We start from the raw sequence: 23,420 nt of genomic DNA, 5'->3' as shown, positions 1-23,420 counted from the left end.
CACTGCTTTTGCCACACAATCAATATTCAATATGCCTTTTTTACGACAAAAGGGTATACTTTGGTTATTATTTTTCATCTATGGTTCTATTAGAAAACAATGAATTACCCAGATATCGGTCGTGTAAAAGCTTTCTTGCAAAGCTTACAAGATACTATTTGTCAAAAAATCACTGAGCTAGATGGTAAGGAAACTTTTCTAGAACAAACATGGGAACGTTCTGAAGGTGGTGGGGGCCGTAGCCGAGTATTAACTAATGGGGCTATATTCGAACAAGCAGGGGTCAACTTCTCCCATATTCAGGGGGAAAAATTACCTGCATCTGCCACAGCACACCGCCCTGAACTCGCAGGTCGTAGCTACCAAGCAATGGGCGTCTCTCTGGTTATCCATCCACTCAACCCATATATCCCAACTACCCACGCGAATGTGCGCTTTTTTATCGCCGAAAAAGAGGGAGAAGCCCCTGTTTGGTGGTTTGGTGGTGGGTTTGATCTAACCCCCTTTTATGCCTTTAACGAAGACGTCATTCACTGGCATACTGTAGCTCGCGATTTATGCTTACCTTATGGCGATGATGTTTATCCTAAATATAAACATTGGTGTGACGAATACTTCTTTTTAAAACATCGTAATGAGCCTCGGGGTGTCGGTGGCCTGTTCTTTGATGACCTCAATCAATGGGGTTTCGATAACTGTTTTAACTTCACACAAGCCGTTGGACATGGTTTTTTACACGCTTATGTACCCATTGTTGAAAAACGCTATGGCCATTCGTGGGGAGAACGCGAACGACAGTTTCAATTATATCGTCGTGGTCGCTATGTCGAGTTTAACTTAGTTTGGGATAGAGGCACCTTATTTGGTTTACAAAGCGGTGGACGAACTGAGTCTATTTTAATGTCAATGCCACCACTAGTGCGTTGGGAATATGACTATCATCCTGAGCCTAATAGCCCAGAAGCGACTCTCTATAGTGAATTTTTAATCCCCGGTAAAGACTGGTTAACCCAATAATTACTGTTACAAACTTATTCATTAAGGTAGAAATATTCCATTTCTACCTTTCTAATAAAATATAACAAAATCTAACTAAATTCGTTAAATATCAAAAGGTTACATAAAACAAAAAAACAATTATGATTCCATTTCATCCAATAGAATGGAGTTATAATATGAGTCAAATTTTAGGTCGTTCCTTATTATCGCCTTGTCTAATATCAAGTTTAATCTCCGAAACTGGAGTGACTAAACTCAACCCTACACTCATTCATATCAATGATGTCATGAGCAGAATCTATTCAGATGAAGATGCACAATTACATCGTAATAGCCTATCTGCTTGTTCTATTGATCCTGTTAAAAATTACAGCCGCTTTATTCGAGATGCTCAGCGCCCTGTTCCCTATAAGATCCATCGACACTCAGATTTACCGATTTGCCAGCGTGACCAACTTTCCCTTAATGAGCATATGCCACATGATGATTATACTGTGATCATGAGTGAAGGTGATGATAAAGCCCCTTCAGCACCGGCAGGCTATGTCTTCGATTATATTGGGAAAGTACGTGCTTTCTTTAAGGAGAAATTAGATATTGACCAGATGTTTGGCTGTTCTGCAGACATCAATGCGGTTATTCATTATGGAACAAACTACGCTAATGCCTTTTGGAATTCTCAGGCTATTTTCTTTGGTGACGGAGATGGTAAAGTCTTTGGCCCCTTTTACAATGACATTGACATAATTGCCCATGAATTAGCCCATGGTTTCATTAGTTCAAAAGCTAACTTTAGATATGCATTTCAATCTGGTGCGCTAAATGAATCCGTTGCTGATGTTTTAGGCATTATGGTCAAACAATTTGTACAAAATGAGACAGCTTGTGAATCCAATTGGCTTATTGGTGAAAATTTATTTATCGACCAAATTAATGCCCCAGCCTTACGTTCCATGAGTGCCCCAGGCACTGCTTATGCATTGAATAACAAAAATGTTGACCCACAAGTTGGTCATATGTCTCAATATCGAGATTTACCTATGCGGATTGATAATGGTGGTGTCCATATTAATTCAGGTATCCCGAATAAAGCCTTTCATTTATTAGCAACTAGCCTAGGAGGATATACATGGGATGTTGCTGGTAAAATATGGATAGCGGCAGTATCAGACCCTATTGTTACCTCAATGGCGGATTTCAAGCAATTTGCCACAGCAACTGTGAGTAACGCCCAAAAATTATTTGGTGAACAAATCGCATCACAAACACAAAAAAGCTGGGAAAAAGTTGGATTAGTATTCGATAAACACTAATCTTTTATCATATGGCGACATCACCATGCCAAATAGCTGTTCTTAGTAGTTAGTCATTTTCATCTATAAAGGCCGATGTTAAGCAATTCAAATGCCTAATCGTTCAGCCTTATAAGCAAAGGATTTTTAACTAAACCCGCACGTTAACGTTTTTTCTTTTTACGACCCGGTTGGGTAAATTTTTTACGTGTAGGGTTTTCAGGTTTCGCCTTTGGCTTATTCCCTGTATTTTGTTTGGCTCCACCACCATTTTTACTGGTTGCTTGGGTCTTTGCCTGTTTTTTCGGTTTAATATCCGATTCTGATTTTTCCATCATATCAAATAATTCAATCAGTTCGTCTGCTGTTAAGTCACGCCACTCTCCAACTGGAAGCCCTGTTAACCGAACATTCATAATACGAATACGTTCAAGCTTAGTCACTTCAAAACCAAAGTGCTCACACATCCGCCTAATTTGACGATTCAGACCTTGCACCAAGGTAATACGGAACACAAAAGGCGCTTCTTTTTTCACCTTACATTTCTTAGTCATCGTACCTAAGATGGGGACTCCGGCTCCCATGCCTCGAATAAAATCATCTGTAACGGGTTTATTCACCGTAACTAAATATTCTTTCTCGTGAGAATTCCCGGCACGTAAAATTTTATTAACCAGATCGCCGTGATTAGTCAAAAAAATCAGCCCTTGAGAGTCTTTATCTAGACGCCCAATAGGGAAAATCCGCGTGCTATGGTTAACATAGTCAACAATATTGTCTTTTTCGCCGCTTTCCGTGGTACTGACAATCCCCACTGGTTTATTCAACGCAATTAATACTAAATCATCTTCATTACGCGGTTCAATCAATTGACCATTAACTTTAACCACATCACCTGCAAAAACTTGGTCACCGATGGCTGCACGTTTACCATTAATAAAGACATTACCTTGCTCAATATAACGATCAGCTTCACGTCGTGAACAAATACCACTTTCACTAATATATTTGTTTAGACGTGTAGAAGAACGAGTGTCCATAATTTACCTCAATCATTTGTGCCCCACCGCGCCATCGTTGTTAGTTTTGGTTGTGTGAAAGCAACGTTTAATTATTAAACTATTTAAATCGATAATATAATAAAAAGCCGTAACACAATAATTTTGTTACGGCTTTTTATTCACTAAGGTTAGTAAACCCTTAGCTGATACTTTGACCCACTAACGTTTTTTAAGATGTTGCATCAAACGCTTACGTTTACGTAATTGGGTTGCAGTTAGTTTATTTTTCTTATCTGCATATGGGTTTTCACCCTCTTTAAACAGAATACGAATTGGCGTCCCCATCACTTGCAGTGAGCGACGGAAATAATTCATTAGGTAGCGTTTATAGCTATCAGGCAAATCCGACACTTGGTTACCATGGATCACCACTATCGGTGGGTTATGCCCCCCTGCGTGTGCATATTTCATTTTAACTCGACGGCCACGAATCAACGGCGGCTGGTGTTCGTCTTCCGCCATATTCATAATTCGAGTTAACAATGCCGTTCCCACACGACGCGTAGCGGATTCATAAGCCTCTTGCACCGATTCAAATAAATTACCTACACCGCTACCATGCAACGCTGAAATAAAGTGAATACGTGCAAAGTCAACAAAACCAAGACGTAACTCTAGCATGTCTTTTACATGTTCACGGTCTTCTGGTTTCATGCCATCCCATTTGTTAACCGCAATCACCAGTGAACGCCCAGCATTTAAAATAAAGCCAAGTAACGATAAATCTTGGTCTGAGATACCTTCTCTTGCGTCAATCACTAGCAACACAACGTTTGCATCTTCAATTGCTTGCAGTGTTTTAATTACAGAGAATTTTTCTACTGTTTCCGTTACTTTCCCACGTTTACGCACGCCCGCAGTATCAATCAGAATGTACTCACGGTCATCGCGTTCCATTGGAATATAAATACTGTCGCGGGTTGTACCCGGCATATCAAACACAACAACGCGATCTTCACCTAGGATACGATTTGTGAGTGTTGATTTACCCACATTTGGGCGACCCACAATCGCTAATTTGATGGGTAATGTGGTTGGGTCAAAATCGTCTTCTTCATCTTCAGCAAGTTGGCCTTCTGCTTCTAACTCAGCCCAGTAAGCCGCATTTGCTTCTTCTTCCGTTAACTCAACTTGCTCTTCTTCTTCACCAATAAACGGTTTCAAAGATTGTTCAATTAATTGTGTTACACCACGACCGTGGGAGGCAGCAATGGGGTGTATTTCCCCTAACCCAAGCGAATAAAAATCACCAACTGCGGTATTTACATCAATACCATCAGTTTTATTTGCCACTAAGTAAGTTTTTTTCTTGCGGCTACGAAGATGTTTGGCAATTCCTTCATCTGCTGGCATCAACCCGGCTCTCGCATCGACCATGAACAATACAATGTCAGCTTCTTCAATGGCTTGTAAGGACTGTGCGGCCATATGCGTTTCTACGCCTTCCTCAGTCCCATCGATACCACCCGTGTCAATAATAATAAACTCATGCCCTTCCACTTCGGCACGACCATATTTGCGATCACGAGTCAGACCGGGAAAGTCCGCTACTAATGCGTCACGGGTACGGGTTAAACGGTTAAATAACGTGGATTTTCCTACGTTTGGACGCCCTACCAGCGCTACGACGGGTATCATTCTTAGATGCCTCACAACTTTTATTAACTAAAGGAATTCTGAAGCTTTCACTCAGAAAACAAAAAACGAACGGCTCCTGTCATCAGGAACCGTTGATTTTATCGATAAATTGTCGGTTTGTCAGAAAATTAACGCGTTAACAGATAAACTGTTCCGTTTTTCGTCTGAACCATTAGTTTATCACTTGCAACAACAGGGCGACTGTGAATACCGGAGCTGTTTAATTTATTTTGAGCAACAAACTCACCCGTATTCATATCTAACCAATGTAAGTAGCCTTCTTTGTCACCGACAACAATATAACCATTAAACATTTCAGGTGCTGACAAACCACGGTTTAGTAAGTCTTCTTGTGTCCACAATGTCACACCATCACTTTTACGGACGGACAACACGCGGTCATTTTGGTCAACGAGATACAGGTTTTCACCTGACATCACCATATCATTAATTGAACCTAGTTCGCGTTTCCATAAAATTTGGCCTGAGCGCATATCAAGTGATGCTAATGTGCCATTATAAGCAATCGCATAGACTTTGCCGTCATCAATAATCGGTGTCATATCGACATCATTCAAACGGCCGATCTCAGTTGAACTAGTGACTTGAGAAATGCGTTGTTGCCAAATCAGTTGCCCTTGTGATAATAAAACGGCGTTTACACGCCCGTTATCACCACCAACAATTGCAGCCCCAAATGCGACCGCTGGTGCAGATTCACCACGTAAAGACAGTGATGGCGTGTCCATGTTAACAGTCCACTTGATTTCACCACTATTTACATCTAACGCTTGCAATTGGCCATTGCTAGTATGAATAACGACTAAATCGTTACTAACAACCGGTTTAGAAAGGGCTTCACCAGCAACTTCAACATCCCAAATAACTTGACCATCTTCTTTGTTTAAGGCAATAACGGTACCACGCTCAGTACCAATAAAGATTTTATCGCCATCAACAGTTAAACCACCTGATAATAACGCGGATAAATTCGCAGAAAGGAAACCGGTACGCTTGGACAAGTCAACAGACCAAATCTCTTTACCACTGTCTAGCTCAAATGCTTTCACTAAACCTTTACGGTCTGCCGCATAAACAGCTGAGCCATCCCAAGCAGGCGATAACTCGGAGTAAAATTGTTCAACGCCATTACCAACAGATTTATCCCAAACAATTGATGGGGTAAATTGATTCTCAACCTGCGGAAGTGGCGCCATAATGATAGAATCAGTTTCGCTGGAACAACCGGCAAGTAAAGCTGAAGCGACTAGGCCAACCAAAAGAGTTTTGCGCAACTGCATGTTTGTCGTTTCCTTTCTTCTTATGAATTAGATACGTTGTTCAATTTCAGAGTTAAAATACCTCTAAGAGATTGAGAACCTTCACTTTCTAGCCCCTGAGTGTATGCGGCTTTTGCACCAGCTTTATCACCCTTATGGAGTAAAGCATCACCACGGACATCCTGTGCCGTCGCTTGCCATGACTTACCTTTGATATTCGTAATAGATGCTATCGCACCATCAGCATTACCTTGAGCCAATTGTACACGAGCCAAACGCAAGTTAATTAAATCTTGCATATCAACCGTTTTCGCTTTAGCTAATGCATTAGTTAGCGCAGTTTGTGCATTCGCTAAGTCGCCTTTATCAACGGCGATTTGCGCTAACTCTAGCCCCATCATTGCGCTGTAAACATCATCAGTTTCAGCAGCAAATTTTTGCGCGGCAACGATACTTTGTTCTGAGCCTGAACGCAGTTGAGTGCTCACTGTTTCAAATTTTTGGGCGCTTTCTTGCAATATATTGGTTTTATGTGACTGCCAGTAATTCCAACCAAATACACCACCAACACCAATAACAAGACCAACAACTAATGCAACACCGTTGTTAGCAAAAAAGCGTTTGATCGCATCAACTTGATCATTTTCGTTTGTATAGACTTCCACTTGTCTCTCCTTAACCTAATAGCTCAGCGATGCGAGATGCCATTAGTTGCTGTGAAATAGTTTCTTGTGCGCCTGTGCGCAAATCTTTCAAGGTTACTTGACCATTAGTCATTTCGTCTTCCCCCAAGATCAAAGCAATTTTAGCGCCTTGTTTATCTGCTCTTGCTAACTGTTTCTTGAAGTTCCCACCGCCGTGGTTAGCCATTAATCTCAAAGTAGGTAGTTCATCACGTACTTTTTCAGCCACCAATAAGGCAGCTTGTTGGCAATTTTCACCAAAAGACGCTAAATACACGTCAGCCACTGAAGTGTCTGCGGTAAATGCTGGATTCACTTCTTGGACTAGCAACACCATGCGTTCCATACCCATGGCAAAACCAACAGCTGGGGTAGCTCTGCCGCCTAATTGCTCGACAAGGCCATCGTAGCGGCCACCGGCACAGACTGTACCTTGAGAGCCTAGTGCCGTTGTAACCCATTCAAATACAGTACGGTTATAGTAATCAAGACCACGAACTAAACGCTGATTAACACGATATTTGATACCCGCAGTATCTAATAGTTTACACAAACCATCGAAGTGTTCACGTGATTCGACATCAAGGTAATCAAACAGTTCAGGTGCATCATTCAATAACGTTTGCACCCCTTGATTTTTAGAGTCCAAAACGCGAAGTGGGTTAGTGTACATCCGGCGTTTACAATCCTCATCCAGCTTATCTTTATGTTGCTCTAAAAATGCAACCAAAGCCTCACGATAATTTGCACGCGCGTCTAACGAACCAATTGAGTTTAGTTCTAGCGTCACATGTTCGCTTATACCTAATGCTTTCCACCAACGCGCTGTCATTAGGATCATTTCGGCATCGATGTCTGGCCCACTCAAACCAAATACCTCTGCACCTAATTGGTGAAACTGGCGGTAACGCCCTTTTTGAGGGCGCTCATAGCGAAACATTGGCCCTAAATACCACAAACGTTGTTCCTGATTGTACAGCAAACCATGCTCAATACCTGCGCGGACACAGCCTGCGGTATTTTCTGGGCGTAATGTCAGACTTTCTTCATTACGGTCATTGAAGGTATACATTTCTTTTTCAACGACATCCGTCACTTCACCAATCGCTCTACGAAATAGCGGGGTCTGCTCTACAATCGGGGTACGTATTTCACTAAAACCATAACCCTGTAAAATATTTTTCAATGTTGCTTCGATTTTTTGCCATACACGCGTGTCAGCTGGTAAGTAATCATTCATGCCGCGAATGGCTTGGATATTTTTTCCCACTTTATTTCTCTATTTTCAGAATTACATAAGTTTGATTATAAGAGCGAAATATCATCAGGTTCAATCAACAAACACCAATTACTGATACGAATCGGGAATTATCTGTTTATTTGCCCGATGAGTGTTCGATTTTAGAAAAAAACACGGATAATTAACACCATTAATAGCCTGATAAATGTAAAAACTGGCTCTATACGAGCCAGTTTATTTACCTAATTAATTTTTTAGGTTAATTTCGATCCGGTTACTCTCATCCATCATCGCCGCTTTAGCACGGATTTTCGCTTCAAGTTGGTCAATAATATTATCATTATCAAAGCGTTCTTTTTGCCGCTTACCATCTTCATAGAAACCGCTTTTAGTTTTCGCCCCTGCAACACCAAGTGTTGAAACTTCGGCTTCACCTGGGCCATTAACCACACAACCGATGATCGAGACATCCATTGGCGTAATAATGTCTTCTAGACGTTGTTCTAAAGCATTAACGGTCCCAATGACGTCAAACTCTTGACGTGAACAGGTTGGGCAAGCAATAAAGTTGATACCGCGAGAGCGAATTCGTAATGATTTTAGAATATCAAAACCGACTTTTACTTCTTCAATTGGGTCTGCGGCTAATGAAATTCGCAAGGTATCACCAATACCTTCCGACAATAACATACCTAAGCCAATTGCAGATTTAACCGAGCCTGAACGTGCGCCACCAGCTTCGGTGATCCCCAAATGTAAGGGTTGATCAATTTTATTTGCCAATAAGCGATAAGACCCCACGGCTAAAAAGACATCAGAGGCTTTCACGCTGATTTTGAACTGATCAAAGTTCAGTCTATCCAAAATATCCACATGGCGCATCGCTGATTCGACTAGCGCTTCTGGTGTAGGCTCGCCGTATTTTTCTTGAATGTCTTTCTCAAGGGAACCACCATTAACACCGATTCGAATGGGGATATTGTAGTGACGTGCACAATCAACAACTTGGCGTATTCTTTCTTCGCTACCAATATTACCTGGATTAATGCGCAAGCAATCAACGCCGTATTCTGCAACTTTAAGGGCAATGCGATAATCAAAATGAATATCTGCCACTAATGGCACATTGACCTGCTGCTTAATCAATTTAAATGCTTCAGCTGCATCCATAGTGGGGACTGAAACACGAACAATATCTACGCCAACGCGTTCAAGGGATTTAATTTGCTGTACCGTTGCATCAACATCCGTTGTGCGGGTATTCGTCATTGATTGAACTGCGATGGGTGCGCCATCGCCTATAGGCACATTGCCTACGTTAATTCGAGTGGATTTACGTCTTTTTATCGGTGATTCATTATGCATTTTTCTTTAATTCTCCGAACGTCCATGTGCTCTTTTATACCGTGTTATAGTGTTAACAATTTCGTCTTACTGGTTTCACTATACACAAGAAAGCAAACTATAAACTATCATAAAAGATGTTTTCGGATATAGTTTGCCTCTTTTTATTCGTCATACTTTAAGCTTCAGGTAATTTCAATTTAGCAGGGCGTTTCGCTTTGATGAAACGGCTTAAATCCACCGCATTACCTTGGAATTGTACTGTGACATTCGCAGGGGCACCAATATTTAAGCGATAAGGCTGTGCGCCATCGAGTTCGAGCTTATCACCATTATTTTTAGTACCACTAAATAAGATTTTATTATTCGCATCACGAATTTCTAACCAGCACTGCCCCGTGAAATTTAACACTAGCGCACTACTGCTAACAGGTGCAATTTCTGTATTTTCAGCCGAATGCGTTCGGTCTAACGCATTCGTTGTTTGGGCCGCATTCGGTAGTGGAATAGTCTTCACTGGCGCATTTTCTTCCACTGGATTAACCGATGAAGGAGCCGCAGTCGACGGTTGCTGAGCCAATGTTTCTGGGGTATTTTCTAATATTGCAGCCCCGATAGGTGCTTCACCTGTAGGACTTGGTAAGTCAACAGGGGTTGTATTGTTATCTTGCTGAGACAATATCAAATCGTTCTGACTCGCCATCGAGACTAACTCGTCTTTTTGCGCGTTGTGATCCTGCCACCACCAGATACCGACCATCGCAATCAGTACAATTACGATTAACCAAGTCAGTTTCATTAACCAGCCTTCACGTTTTTTACGTCGTTTGCCTAGTGAGTAGCTTTGCATTGGAGAAACTTTTGCTAACGGAACAGGCTCTTCCGTTTTCATTAAGTCTTTAATTTCGCTTTCAGCCACACCCACCATACGTGCGTATAGACGAATATAACCGCGTAAAAATGTAGGTTCCACGCCAGCGGGGGGAATATCTTGTTCTATCTCATTTACCGTACTTACTTTGAGACATAATCGTTCTGCGACAATATCTTGTGTTAACCCCATGCGCTCACGAGCTTGCACCAATAATTGTCCTACAGTCACAGTGGTTTGTTCGGTATTATTTTCGATAGTCATTTGCTGGCAACACTATTTCCAAGTTAAAAAAATATAAAGCAACTATTCAGTAGCTTTATTCGTCAGAATTTATCATAGTTTTGAAACAACAGTTAAATTTATCATATTGCTTCAACTATTGTAGGTGAACAAAGACGTTTTGCCTAACTGTAAAACGCCTCGAAACATAACCTAACTCACTGATTAGATAATATCTATAAATCAGACTGTTTTTACCTTGATAGGTTCCCCTGCTATACGTTTTTTCAAAGTCCTTTTTGTCCTATCGATCACATCACCCGCTAACTGGCCACATGCTGCGTCAATATCATCACCACGAGTCTTACGGACTATCGTTGTAAAACCATATTCCATCAGCACCTTAGAGAAACGGTCTATCCGGCTATTTGAGCTGCGACCATATGGTGCACCAGGGAATGGGTTCCATGGGATCAAGTTGATTTTACTTGGTGTGTTTTTTAAACATTCCGCCAGTTGATGTGCTTGTTCAACACTGTCATTAACGTGATCTAACATCACATACTCAACCGTAACCCGCCCAGCATTTGCATTCGATTTTGTTAAATAGCGGTTTACACTGTTGAGGAATGTTTCAATGTTATATTTCTTATTGATTGGAACAATATCATCACGAATATCGTCTGTCGGAGCATGTAATGAGATGGCTAAGGCAACATCTATCATATCGCCTAGTTTATCCAAAGCAGGTACAACACCCGATGTTGAAATCGTAACTCGGCGCTTAGATAAACCAAAACCGAAATCATCTAACATAATTTCCATGGCTGGGACCACATTGTTCAGATTCAGTAATGGCTCGCCCATTCCCATCATAACAACGTTAGTGATTGGACGACGACCACTGGATTTCAACGAACCAATAATTTTCGCCGCTCGCCATACTTGACCAATGATTTCTGAAACACGCAAGTTACGGTTGAACCCTTGCTGTGCCGTAGAACAAAATTTACATTCCAGCGCACAACCAACTTGTGAAGAAACACACAACGTTGCACGGTCTGCTTCTGGGATATAAACCGTCTCAACCAACTGATCTCCTACTTTTATCGCCCATTTAATGGTGCCATCAGATGAACGTTGTTCCTCAGATACTTCAGGAGCACGGATTTCCGCGACTTCTTTCAGTTTTGCTCTCAGGACTTTATTAATATCGGTCATTTGATCGAAATCATCATAGCAATAGTGATAAATCCACTTCATGACCTGATCCGCACGGAAAGGTTTCTCACCCATCTGTGCAAAAAATTCACGCATCTGTTTGCGATTTAAATCAAGTAAATTCGTTTTTGGGTTCGTTTTTTCTGGTGTGACAGAAATAGCGGAAGAAGTTGCACATTGTGCAGCTGTCGTCATATCAGACATGATGTATTGCCTCGTTATTACACTTTCGGCAGTGCTAACATTTATTATAGCACGACGTAATTTTGCAGTCTTAAAAAGATAATCGCCCCGCTAATAATAGCAGGGCGTCGCATTGTACAAACTTTACAACAATAATGCTAATGCATTATGTAAAGTGTATTAGCGTGGGCAAATTTCGTCAGCAGTGAAGAAATACGCGATTTCACGTGCAGCAGATTCTTCAGAGTCTGAACCGTGAGTTGCATTTTCAGTGAAGCTGTCAGCGTAGTCTGCACGTAAAGTCCCCGCTAATGCGTTATCTGGGTTAGTTGCGCCCATCAGGTCACGGTGACGTTGAATTGCATTTTCGCCTTCTAACACTTGCAGCATGATTGGGCCTGAAGTCATAAATTCAACCAGACCTTCAAAGAAAGGACGACCTTTGTGTTCAGCGTAGAAGCCTTCAGCTTGCTCACGAGTTAAATGCATCATTTTAGCAGCAACGATAGAAAAACCTGCGCTTTCGAAACGGTTGTAGATAGCACCGATGACGTTTTTCTTCACAGCGTTTGGTTTAATAATAGAAAATGTACGTTGAACAGTCATAAATAACCTCTTAGCGATTTATTAGGCCTTTATTCTTTGCTCTTCCCTGTAAGTTAGGATTCAAGAACGTGAAATAGGGGCATGTTGTAGTTTTTTATATTATTTCTATTTCTGATATTAGGTTTTTAGGCTTTAAAATTAAGCACACCTAGGAAAAAGAAAAATAAGGCGATGATTATAGGGGCTCTGATTACAATTTCCTACAGTCACATCAACATTTTGTTAAACTTTTTATAGCAAAAAACACTATTTTTTCGGGTAAGTCACGTTTTTCAACTATTATCGAACTCTAAAGTTAATTGCCGCCACTTGACCGCTTAGATCTAATACAGAAACTTGGTAGCTCCCTGCTTTATCAAGTGTCAGCAAAATTGAACCATTTTGCTCTGTCGTGTTAACTTGCTCGCCATTTAGGAACCACCATTTTTCACCCTGCCCACCTTGAGTGACGAGACGTAAATCCAAGCTCGTTTTCCCGGGTAAACGTTGTAAAACTTCGCTATCACGCACGCCTGAAATTAATAAGGGTGGCATTTCCAATTTGAGGGGTGGGCAAGTTAGGTCTACTTTTGGTAAACGATTAACTCGTTTCTCACTTGCTGGTAACCATGACTCTACCGTAATGGGCCATAAGTGGACTTCTTTTTCTTGCGAATTCGGGCAATCGGCTGCGACTTGTAACCCTTTGTCATTAACCCAGACTTTTTGTCTTAAACCTAATAACGATTCTTGGTCCCTCGCCATCAAGGTTGGCGGGATGGTATTATCCAAAATCCAACTTAACCGCCGTTGACGGCAATTACTGTCGTCTTTCAATAATGATGTCCCTCCCGGCCAACAAATCACAGCTTGGCTGACACTGGCGGGTTTAATATCTTTTGGCAACGGTTGATGGGATGAATATATTTTACTCAGCAACATGGCATTTACTTGGTTCATTATCGGAATCGCGGTCGCAAAACCCAACTGCCCCGCCACGGGTGTCGCATCAGGACGCCCAACCCAAACACCGATAGTATAACGTGGATTAACCCCTATCGCCCATGCATCACGATAGCCATAGCTAGTCCCTGTTTTCCAAGCTAAATTCAATTGTCCTGATAAATTCTCATCAGGCACTGGGCGTGCTTCTCCCCCCATAATGCGTCGCACTATCCATGCCGCCCCCGGTGACATTAGTACCCTATCTCGGATTTGATCTGACGGTTTAAACCGCAAAGGTGAGACATGACCTTTGCGGGCAAATGCACTATACGCAGAGACTAAATCTTCCATGCGAGTTGCAGTTCCGCCTAAGATCAACGATAAGTTAGGTTCGCTTCCCAATGGGAAACGTAACTCAGTTCCAACATTACGTAATTGCGCTGTAAAACGTTTACTACCGTAGATATCCAATAACTGGACTACCGGTAAATTTAAGGAACGAACCAGCGCATCACTCACACTGACTGGGCCATTAAAACCACTGTCAAAATTTCCCGGTCGATAATCATTAAACCGCCTTGGAACATCTTGTAAGAGTGATTCTGCGTGAATTAAGCCTTCGTCCATCGCTAACCCATATAAAAAAGGTTTCAGCGTAGACCCCGGTGAACGCCATGCACTAATCATATCGACGTGACCAAAACGGCTATCATCTAAGAAATCGATTGACCCAATATAGGCTTTTACACTCATATCAGTATGATCAACCACCAAAATCCCCAGCGAAGTTTGCTTGGGCAATTGGTTTTTCCAATTCATAGCCATATCTTCCAATTGCCTTTGCAAACTGGCATCAATGGTAGTTTCAATAATTGGTTCTTGGGTGTCTTTAGTGACTCGTCGAGCCAATAGAGGAGCCAAATGCGGGTTTTTCCGCGGTGCTAACCAAATTTGTTCTTGTTTAATATCAGCAACTTTTTCCGCACTCCATACTTGGTATTCTTCTAGCCTATCCAGCACTTTATCACGAGCAGCTTGCGCTCTTTCTGGGTATCTGTCTGGTCGTAAACGGCTTGGAGCCTGAGGTAAAACCGCAAATAATGCAGCTTCACTTGCCGTTAATTTGGCAGGGGCTTTGTTTAAATAGACCCAGCTAGCAGCCCCAATACCTTCTATCGTCCCACCGTATGGTGCGCGATTTAAATACATCTCAAGAATTTCGTCTTTAGAATAATGATATTCAAGTTGAGCGGTACGCCAGAGTTGTTTTAATTTTCCGCCAAGCGTTCTTTCGTGAGGGTCGATTAGCCTAGCAACCTGCATGGAGATAGTACTCCCACCGGACACGATACGACCTGAACTCACCAACTGCCCCGCTGCTCTTACTAATGAAAACGGGTTTACCCCAGGGTGACGATAAAAATAACGGTCTTCATAGGTTAACAATGCTTCGATAAAATCCGGCGAAACCTCTTCCAACTGGACAGGAAAACGCCAAATCCCTTCTTTATCCGCAAAGCGCCATAAAGGCGTTCCGTCCGCCGCCACGACTGTTCGTGCCATTTCTATTTTTTTAATTGGCAAAGGCCAAATCTTGTCTGCAATAAAAAATAGTAATGGCAGAAAAATAACTAACAGTAACAGTGTAAAGGTGGTGCGACGTAACCATTTTTTCATTGATGGATGTACCAAGATGATGAAATAAAAAAGCCCTTATATCTTAACTCCAATATAAGGGCTTTAGGTGACAATTAACGAACGATTTCTAGTTGGCCATCAGAATAACCTGTCGCACGCCATTCAGGTACATACATTGATTCAACCTGTGGCACAGGGATGCTATACACACCCGGTGTCACTGCGCGCGCTAAATACACCAATGTTGTCGGCCGATATTTCTGAACTTCAACGGCAGCAACAAAGCGATCATCACGGTATTCCATATGGCGGATTTGTGATTGTTGCATATCATCAATTAATTCTTGAAGATTTGGTGCTGATTCACTTAAGTTAGCGCTGCTGTTTGCTAAGTTTTGGTTTTCCAATTCTAAGCCTGCTGGCAGTAAGTCAACCACCAACGCATCAGGCACACTTTGTGACGCTTGAACTTCAAGTTTAACCACCACCATTTCACCACTTCTGAGTCTATCTAATGAAATACGGTTACCTTTCATGTCGTAGTAACTGCGAGAGATACCTAACACATTTGAGCTTGGTTTTGGTGACTGCTGCGGATAACCCACTACATTTAAACGCGTATATAGGGTGTTAGTGCCACTATTTTCAATGCTATAACCAGTCTGTAGCTGATCTTTGCTCAAGAACTCACTTACGGGTTTATCTGAAACCATTGGTGGTTCCTGACCATTGACCGTCGCTTTCCACGGAGATTCGCTTTCATTTAAGTAGAAACGCCCTGCTAAATACAATGCATTGCTTTCTTGAGTTGAGAAGTAACGCTGAGATATCAGATTATTAGATAAAACCTGCAATTTTTGATCGCGTGATTTTGGCATTAAATTATATTCATTTAATAACGCAACAATCATCGCATCATCGCGGATCACCGAACCATAATCACCAACATAACTATAACGGCTACGCTGTTTTTTCAACCCATCAATAACAGCGCTTTCGCCTCGTGCTTTATCGCCCATTAGATTCAAAGCAACACCAAGCTGAACTAACGGTAAACCACTTGCAGCATGGCTACTTTGGTTATAAAGCTGACGTAATGCGCCTAAAGGTGCTTTTTGTTGCGATGCCAACACTAAACCTGCGTAGGCCTGGGTCGCAAAACGAGCTCCCGCTTGATTCTCTGTATATGGGTAATTGATTTGATTACCATCTTGCAAATAACTTAACAAACGCGTATTAGCATTACTTAATGCTTCTTGAGGTACGGTAAACCCGCGCTGATTGGCTTTATTTAAGAAATCTGCAGCATAGGCCGTCAACCAATACTCTTCACGCCCATTTCTATCCCACAGTGAGAAACCGCCGTCATTACGTTGCATACTCAATAAGTGTGGAATACCAATTTCAATCGCTTTATGGCGGTCGGCATCGGTTTGTGTTTTGATCCCTAACTTATTCAATTCAGCTTGAGTTGAGAACAACGATGGATATAACCCACTAATCGTTTGTTCCAAACAGCCGTATGGATAAGCAAATAATTCCCTGATATAGCGGGAAATATCTAATGGAGGACGGCTGGTTAACAAGACTTGCCCTTCAATCGTATCCGGCTGTAGGCCTGCGATTTGGTTAGTCGGTAACGACCATACATTCCCCGGTTCAATCGATGTCGCGAAGGAAATAGTTTCAGCTGGCTGTGCTGGACGTACCCCCACTTTCCAACTATTGCTATATTCTTTATTGGCTTCACCATCAATCGTCATGCCATTGATGGTCATAGAAACCTCACCCTCACCAAAACCATAGTCAGCTTTTACTGGTAACGTTAGTGTTGTACGTTTCCCTTTAGGAAGTTGCAATTCACGGCTACTAGCACCATCAAGTTTCACCATTCCTGATGCCTTGAAATTGACCGTCACGTTTTGCGTGTTGTCAGTCATATTCGTCAAATCAAGGGCAAAGTAAGACTTATCGCCTCCGGCCATAAAGCGTGGCATCGACATCTGTGTCACTAAAGGCGCTGCAACCGTGACTTTACTATCTGCGTGCCCGAAATCCTTTTCATTCCACGCTTGCGCCATCACACGTAATTCACCGTTAAAATCAGGGATAGCCAAACTCACTTCCCCTTCTCCGTTTTTATCTAGGGTCACAGGTGTTGCTTGCTCAGCAATGATTTGTACTTCGGTTAGTGGCTTCATCCCACCGCGCTCTATCGCAGCGTCTTCGCTATCCCCACCAAAACGTAGGTTGGCAATTTTACCTTGCCCTTCAATCAAGTGGCCATAAACATCGTATTGGTCCACGCTATAACGTTTACGACCCAAAAAAGCATCGTATGGGTCTGGCGTTTTAAAATCAGTGATATTTAATACACCCGTATCAACCGCAGATAGCAACACATTCACTTTTTCAGGTAATGGCTTGCCGTCTTGTGCTGTCGCTTTGATTTTTACCGTTAAATCTTGATTTGGGCGCATTTTATTTGGTGCACTTAGTGCCAATGCAATCTTACGGTTTTCATCTGCAATAGGGAGATGAAGCACGCCTACCGCACGTTTCACGGTTGCTTCTTTAGAATCATCCCCAGGGCGCACGACAACCGCGGAGACATATAAATCATGGCGAGCCCACTCTTTATTGACTGGAATTTCAATATCTAAACCTTTTTCAGGCACGTCAATTTCTTGCCACCATAATGGGCCGTTGCTCGACTCCAACAATACATAGCCTTTCCCGGCTTTTGGTGATTCGATGCGCACTTTCGCCTTTTCACCCGGTAAATAAGCTGGTTTATTCAGACTTAGCTTCACTTGGTCAGGTCGAACGGAACCACTGCCGCCAGTGTTATCTTGCCATGAGTAACCGGCCCAAAACTGAAGGCTAGTGACCAATTTATTTTCTGGGTTAACCACTTCTAAACGGAAAGCACCCCAATCCACTGGAAATGATACTTTTGCAGTACCATCTTTAGCTATCGTGATGTTTTCATTCGCCATCACTAAATCTTTTTGATCATAATTTGATGACCAGCCACCACTTTCAGACCAACTCCAATAATAATCACGGCGCTCATACACTAAACGAGCTGTTAAGTTTTCTGCAGCCAATTTATTACCCGCCGCATCTGCCATGACTAATTCGAATTCTGCTAATGAGTTTTCATCCACATTATGGCGTTTTACATAGCGGTCAGTGCGGTAATCGTAAATTTCTTTTTTAGCAAATAATGGGCGTATACCCACCAGCTTGTCTGCTGGCCAAATAGCCTGCTCAGCGCGGCGCGTTACTGGGCGGCCGCCCGCTTCTAATAAGCTGGCTTGTAAAACAGCTGAAATCGGTGAACGAATTGAACTCCAATTACTGTTTGGAATTGAGATGACCGTTTCCCCATTGCTATCGAGTGTCAGGTCAAACTCATCCAGTTTACGCGGTAAACCTTCCTCATTGACGGCACCAAATTCAAAACCGGGGAGTTTAGCTACAGCTTCGCGATCCGCTTTTAATACAATTTGCCCTTGCAGTTGGTTATCTGCCGCTGGCGCACCGTATAAATAACGCCCTTGAATATCAAAATCTACTGACTGATCCGTTAAACGAGGAACATCACTACCTTCGATTTCTAATGCCATCCGTTCAGGCATAAAATCTTCAACATTGAATTTATAATAGCGTTGCGGTGAACCATCTCCTAAATCAAAGCGTAATGACCAACCACCTGTTTCTGCATTTTTAGGGATTTCAAATTGGTACTGATATAAGCCATTTTGCTTTTCATCCGGTTGCCAAACAAAGCTTCTTACAACTTGCCCATCCGTTTTTAATACGTCCACCTTGACGGGTTGGCTTTTAACGGGATTACCATCCCCATCACGTAATAACCCATTGACTAATAATAGTTCGCCTGGGCGGTATAAATCACGAGGCCCAAAGGTGAAAAATTGCTTTGCGTAGCCCTCTGGCCCTGAAATGTCGAATTCCGATAAATCAAGCGCAGGTTGTGTTAAATCAATCATACTGGTTTGCCCATCATGGGTTGCCAGTAATAATTTCCCACCCGCCAATTTGTCTAATTGCGCATGACCATCTCCATCCGTTGTCCCTTTTGTGACTAACTGGCCTTTGTCATCCAAAATACGTAACTCTACGCCTTTAATTGCAGAGCCTTTCTCTAATGATTGAGTGAATATATCGACACGGTCTTGGTAGCTGTGTAATGACACTCCAATATCACTTAATGTGAATACCGTAGCTGGGAATTGGTAACTGTAGCTCCCCGCTTTTTGCATGATGGCTAAATAAACGCCATCTTGCTGTAGTTCTTTGATGTCTTTTAACGGCAATAAAATCGTTTGTCGTGTATTTTTATCCGGGTTTAAATCAAACCGACCGGTGTAAGCCAGTTCAACTTTGTCAAGAAACTCTTCTGAATACCAATATTCATAATTACTGCGGTATTGCCACTTCGCCAAAAATTGCGGTAGTTGTTTTTCGTCTACACGGAAAAAATTCACATCAACTTTATCAACATTCAATGCAATAACTGGCAAGCCTTGAGCAACCTTACTTGGCAATAAAGAACCTTTGCTCGCAAAGCCAACGGTTGGAATGATCTGGGCAGTTGTCAGCTTTTTATTAAAACTCTCAGAGAGTGTGCGTTCGTTAACCGCTTTAATACCTGGGTTAATCGATAAATTTAATTCTTTTGAAGGTGGAAGATGGCGAAAACGTAATTCCATCTGGTTATCAGATAGTTCCCAAGCACCATCCAGCTTACCTGTTTTCACATCAATTAAGTTTAAATACTGACCAAAGTCTTGGTCTGCTTGTAATGGTACTGAAAAAGTCACCACCATGGCGCTAGCACCATCAAGCTGTAATTCAGATGCATCCAACACTGTTAAGTCTTTCCCTGCGTATTTTTTTACCATTTCTTCAGTAGAAAGCTTTGGTGCTGACTTTTTTTGTTCTGCAACAGGTGCTGTTTTGGTTTGGTTTTCTGGTGCCGTAGATGACACATTTTGCTCATTTTTAGTGGTGTCTTCTATATTATCGCACCCCACTAACGCCATGACTGATGCTAATGCTATTGCAAGATAACGTTTTTTCGTTTTTAGACCCGCCAATGAAGCCCAACCTGATTGTTGTTTCATTACCGCCCGCCCTTTAATAAGTTAATTTTTTCTATTTTTTTATGGTTTTAACAGGAAGTTAAAACCCACTAGATACTAGGAAATGACTAAATTTATGTATTAGTGATGTTTTCCAATAATTATTTCTTTCATCAATATAATTTAACAGAGTGTTATAAAAACACCTATCAGACAAAACGGAAAAAACCTTTAGGAAAAAATACCGTAAGAATGTGGGATGTTTATCAATAGAAAGCAGAAAAAAGTTTATTCAAGACTATTTTTTATTTATGAGTGAGAAAAAACCACTTTCCCACTCAGATATTATTTATCAGGTATTTTTGACAGGGATAGTATCTCGTAGAAAACTGCCTAAACGGCGTTGATAAAATGGCTGGACATGCTGCGTAATAAAATGACTAACCCCTTTTTCATGTTCATTAACGATACAAAAATCAATCGATTCGTTATCTGCTAAGAAATCACACGCTAATGTCCCAGCATCATGAATAATTGCATCAATATTTTCAGCCCCCGCGGTAAATTCCAATGCAACCAACAAAATTGGGTTTTCTTCGCTAGCTTCATCCTCAACTGCCGACACTATAAACCCACGTCTTACGACTTTGTGTTGTTTAAAAAACTCAGATAGTGCATCGACAATTGCTTGTGGCTGTTCTTCTAAAGCACTTAGCTTAAGTGATGAGCCTTTTGGTACGGTTAACTCAGTATATTGGATCTCAGTTTCTTGGATAGAACTGTTATTATTCGATTGCTGCGACATTGCCATCCCCTGCTATTAAAAATAATTGCTGATTATACTCGCACTTTCATTGAGGTAAAAATCGCTTAGGTAAAAAATAGGCACGAAAAGTATTCTTCTCGTGCCCATTGTCAACCCGTGGGGGTTATTTTGATTTACTGATTAACAAGTTTGCCAGTGTTCTCACACCAATACCTGTTGCGCCTTCTGCCCATAAACTAACAGGAGACTTACGGTAAGTTGCCGAGCAATCAATATGTACCCAGTTTTGGCGATAGTTTTCAACAAAATGGGATAAAAATGCCGCCGCTGTACTTGCCCCAGCAGTATGAGATGGCGCAGCAATATTGTTGAGATCAGCAAAACCTGACGGTAGCTGCTGACGATGAAATTCAGCTAATGGTAAACGCCAAAATAATTCAAATTCCTCATTTGAAGCACTCATTAAATCAGCGACTAACTTGTCATCGAAACTTAAAACTGAATGGTAATCCCCACCTACTGCCATTTTTGCTGCACCAGTTAAGGTTGCTGCATCAATAATCAGTGTCGGGTTTTCTTTGCTCGCATCAATTAAGCCATCAGCTAACACTAAACGCCCTTCAGCATCTGTATTCATGATTTCTACGGATTTGCCATTACGGTAACGGATAATATCGCCTAACTTAAATGCGTTGCCACTCACCATGTTATCTGCAATACACAGGAACATTTTCACACGTTTTTGCAAACCGCGTGAAATCGCTAGAGCCAATGAACCTGCTAAAGTGGCAGCCCCGCCCATGTCCGCTTTCATTGAGTTCATCGAAGCAGATGGCTTGATACTATAGCCCCCCGAATCGAAGGTAATACCCTTACCAACTAGAGCTGCAAAAACTGGCGCGTTAGGGTTTGCACCTGGGTTGTAATCTAAAGCTAAGAATACTGGTGGGCGACTTGAGCCACGACCAACAGTATGAATACCCGTATAACCTTGAGCTAATAAGTCATCACCTTTGATAATGCGATAGCTAATATCTTGAGCGCCCACGGTGCAAAGTAGGTCAATAGCGCGTTTTGCTAATTGCTCTGGCCCTAATTCTTCAGCCGGAGCATTAATGACGTCACGTACCCAATCAACAGTACGAATACGGTTTTCTAATTCTTTACGGTCTTCTTCTGGTAACACAGGCCATTCAATAGTTCTAGCCCCTTTCGGTGCACGAAAACCTTGCCAAAATGCCCAACTTTTTTCTAAGTCCCAGCCCTCACCGGTTAAGGCAACATTGCGAATACCTTGCCCATCTAATTTACGGCCAGCACTTTGCACAGCACATAATTTCCCAGCGTGTTTCAGGTGGATTGTCATGCCGTTATCGCTAGAGCTTAACAATGCGCCTTCACCCCAACATGGTGCTGCTGGCTCACAAGAAATCATTACTGGCATAATTTGTTTTGTCATCGTTTTTCTCACTTTGTCTATTTTTGCGGACAGCAAAAGCCCAATAGATTGCCCGCACTTGCTGTTACCTTAACTGATAAATAATACTAGGGATATCATTATAGTGCTGATGCAAAATAAAAAAACCGAGCACTATTCTTAATAGCCACTCGGTTTTTAGATGAAAAAACCACTTATTCGAATTCATCCAGCCAAACTAACAAGATCGCTTCTAAAATTTTCTCATTCGATTTTTGCGGGTCATCATCAAACTCTTCTAAGTCGCAAATCCACTGGTGCATATCCGTAAAGCGCACGGTTTTCGGATCAACGTCAGGAAATGCATCATATAATGCTTCACCGATTTCACGGCTATTTGACCATTTTAAGCTCATACTCCCTCACTAATTTGATTATCAAGCTTTCATCTACACTTCAATGTGCAAAATAATTCGCTCGCTCTGCTACCTGTGATTGAAAGCATCAATACCGCGACAGCATGAAATATTAACAAATAGTCCAATGCTCTAAATAGTTCGCGTTGTCGCTAGGCGGCAATTGAAAGTATCTCGGGGAGCATACACAAGTATGTGACCCGAATACTTGAAAGAAGCCAACACCGCGACAGTGCGAAATATAACAAATAGTTCAATGCTCTAAATAATTCGCGTTGTCGCTAGGCGGCAATTGGAAGTATCTCGGGGAGCATACACAAGTATGTGACCCGAATACTTGAAAGAAGCCAACACCGCGACAGTGCGAAATATAACAAATAGTTCAATGCTCTAAATAATTCGCGTTGTCGCTAGGCGGCAATTGAAAGTATCTCGGGGAGCATACACAAGTATGTGACCCGAATACTTGAAAGAAGCCAACACCGCGACAGTGCGAAATATAACAAAT

16 protein-coding genes are annotated in these 23,420 nt (G+C 41.9%); 2 read left to right on the top strand and 14 right to left on the bottom strand.

The window, feature by feature from the left end; all coding sequences use genetic code 11:
- Positions 1 to 99 precede the first annotated feature (99 nt).
- On the top strand, positions 100 to 1,017 hold the full coding sequence (gene hemF, locus M1F14_RS11115) for an oxygen-dependent coproporphyrinogen oxidase (protein WP_181468611.1): 918 nt from the start codon (positions 100 to 102) through the stop codon (positions 1,015 to 1,017).
- Positions 1,018 to 1,175: 158 nt separating this feature from the next.
- Positions 1,176 to 2,312, top strand: a complete 1,137-nt coding sequence (locus M1F14_RS11110; protein WP_071548205.1) for a M4 family metallopeptidase — start codon at positions 1,176 to 1,178, stop codon at positions 2,310 to 2,312.
- A 143-nt stretch (positions 2,313 to 2,455) separates the two neighbouring features.
- Here the strand turns inward: M1F14_RS11110 and rluF are convergent, their stop codons facing one another.
- The 14 genes from rluF to iscX all read right to left on the bottom strand — a co-directional run bounded on the left by rluF (position 2,456) and on the right by iscX (position 22,912).
- Entirely contained in the window at positions 2,456 to 3,331 is an 876-nt protein-coding gene (rluF, locus tag M1F14_RS11105; protein ID WP_048607837.1) for a 23S rRNA pseudouridine(2604) synthase RluF, read from the bottom strand.
- 180 nt (positions 3,332 to 3,511) lie between these two features.
- A complete protein-coding gene (gene der / locus M1F14_RS11100; protein WP_042844616.1) occupies positions 3,512 to 4,990 on the bottom strand; it encodes a ribosome biogenesis GTPase Der in 1,479 nt (492 codons plus the stop codon).
- Between the two features lie 128 nt (positions 4,991 to 5,118).
- Positions 5,119 to 6,291: an outer membrane protein assembly factor BamB gene (bamB, locus tag M1F14_RS11095; RefSeq protein ID WP_042844617.1), complete on the bottom strand. Its 1,173-nt coding sequence runs from the start codon at positions 6,289 to 6,291 to the stop codon at positions 5,119 to 5,121.
- A 20-nt stretch (positions 6,292 to 6,311) separates the two neighbouring features.
- The gene (locus M1F14_RS11090; RefSeq protein WP_042844619.1) at positions 6,312 to 6,935 is read right to left on the bottom strand and encodes a tetratricopeptide repeat protein; all 624 of its coding nucleotides are present in this window, start codon (positions 6,933 to 6,935) and stop codon (positions 6,312 to 6,314) included.
- Positions 6,936 to 6,945: 10 nt separating this feature from the next.
- Entirely contained in the window at positions 6,946 to 8,223 is a 1,278-nt protein-coding gene (gene hisS / locus M1F14_RS11085; RefSeq protein WP_042844621.1) for a histidine--tRNA ligase, read from the bottom strand.
- A gap of 216 nt (positions 8,224 to 8,439) precedes the next feature.
- Positions 8,440 to 9,558, bottom strand: coding sequence for a flavodoxin-dependent (E)-4-hydroxy-3-methylbut-2-enyl-diphosphate synthase (gene ispG / locus M1F14_RS11080; protein ID WP_042844622.1), 1,119 nt, complete (start codon positions 9,556 to 9,558; stop codon positions 8,440 to 8,442).
- Positions 9,559 to 9,715: 157 nt separating this feature from the next.
- Positions 9,716 to 10,672, bottom strand: a complete 957-nt coding sequence (rodZ, locus tag M1F14_RS11075; RefSeq protein WP_042844624.1) for a cytoskeleton protein RodZ — start codon at positions 10,670 to 10,672, stop codon at positions 9,716 to 9,718.
- A gap of 201 nt (positions 10,673 to 10,873) precedes the next feature.
- Positions 10,874 to 12,055: a bifunctional tRNA (adenosine(37)-C2)-methyltransferase TrmG/ribosomal RNA large subunit methyltransferase RlmN gene (locus M1F14_RS11070; protein WP_042844625.1), complete on the bottom strand. Its 1,182-nt coding sequence runs from the start codon at positions 12,053 to 12,055 to the stop codon at positions 10,874 to 10,876.
- Between the two features lie 159 nt (positions 12,056 to 12,214).
- The gene (gene ndk, locus M1F14_RS11065) at positions 12,215 to 12,640 is read right to left on the bottom strand and encodes a nucleoside-diphosphate kinase (protein WP_042844627.1); all 426 of its coding nucleotides are present in this window, start codon (positions 12,638 to 12,640) and stop codon (positions 12,215 to 12,217) included.
- 279 nt (positions 12,641 to 12,919) lie between these two features.
- Positions 12,920 to 15,241, bottom strand: a complete 2,322-nt coding sequence (gene pbpC / locus M1F14_RS11060; RefSeq protein WP_042844629.1) for a peptidoglycan glycosyltransferase PbpC — start codon at positions 15,239 to 15,241, stop codon at positions 12,920 to 12,922.
- Between the two features lie 74 nt (positions 15,242 to 15,315).
- The gene (locus tag M1F14_RS11055; protein WP_181468612.1) at positions 15,316 to 20,355 is read right to left on the bottom strand and encodes an alpha-2-macroglobulin; all 5,040 of its coding nucleotides are present in this window, start codon (positions 20,353 to 20,355) and stop codon (positions 15,316 to 15,318) included.
- Positions 20,356 to 20,665: 310 nt separating this feature from the next.
- Positions 20,666 to 21,118, bottom strand: a complete 453-nt coding sequence (locus tag M1F14_RS11050; RefSeq protein WP_042844633.1) for an enhanced serine sensitivity protein SseB C-terminal domain-containing protein — start codon at positions 21,116 to 21,118, stop codon at positions 20,666 to 20,668.
- Positions 21,119 to 21,242: 124 nt separating this feature from the next.
- Complete coding sequence (pepB, locus tag M1F14_RS11045) at positions 21,243 to 22,538, bottom strand: aminopeptidase PepB (RefSeq protein ID WP_042844635.1); 1,296 nt, start codon at positions 22,536 to 22,538, stop codon at positions 21,243 to 21,245.
- A 173-nt stretch (positions 22,539 to 22,711) separates the two neighbouring features.
- Positions 22,712 to 22,912: a Fe-S cluster assembly protein IscX gene (gene iscX / locus M1F14_RS11040; protein WP_004912658.1), complete on the bottom strand. Its 201-nt coding sequence runs from the start codon at positions 22,910 to 22,912 to the stop codon at positions 22,712 to 22,714.
- Positions 22,913 to 23,420 lie beyond the last annotated feature (508 nt).

The sequence above is a fragment of the Providencia sp. PROV003 genome (genome assembly GCF_045040775.1).
Taxonomy (GTDB): domain Bacteria; phylum Pseudomonadota; class Gammaproteobacteria; order Enterobacterales; family Enterobacteriaceae; genus Providencia; species Providencia huashanensis.
This window is presented reverse-complemented; position numbering and strand designations above follow the sequence as displayed.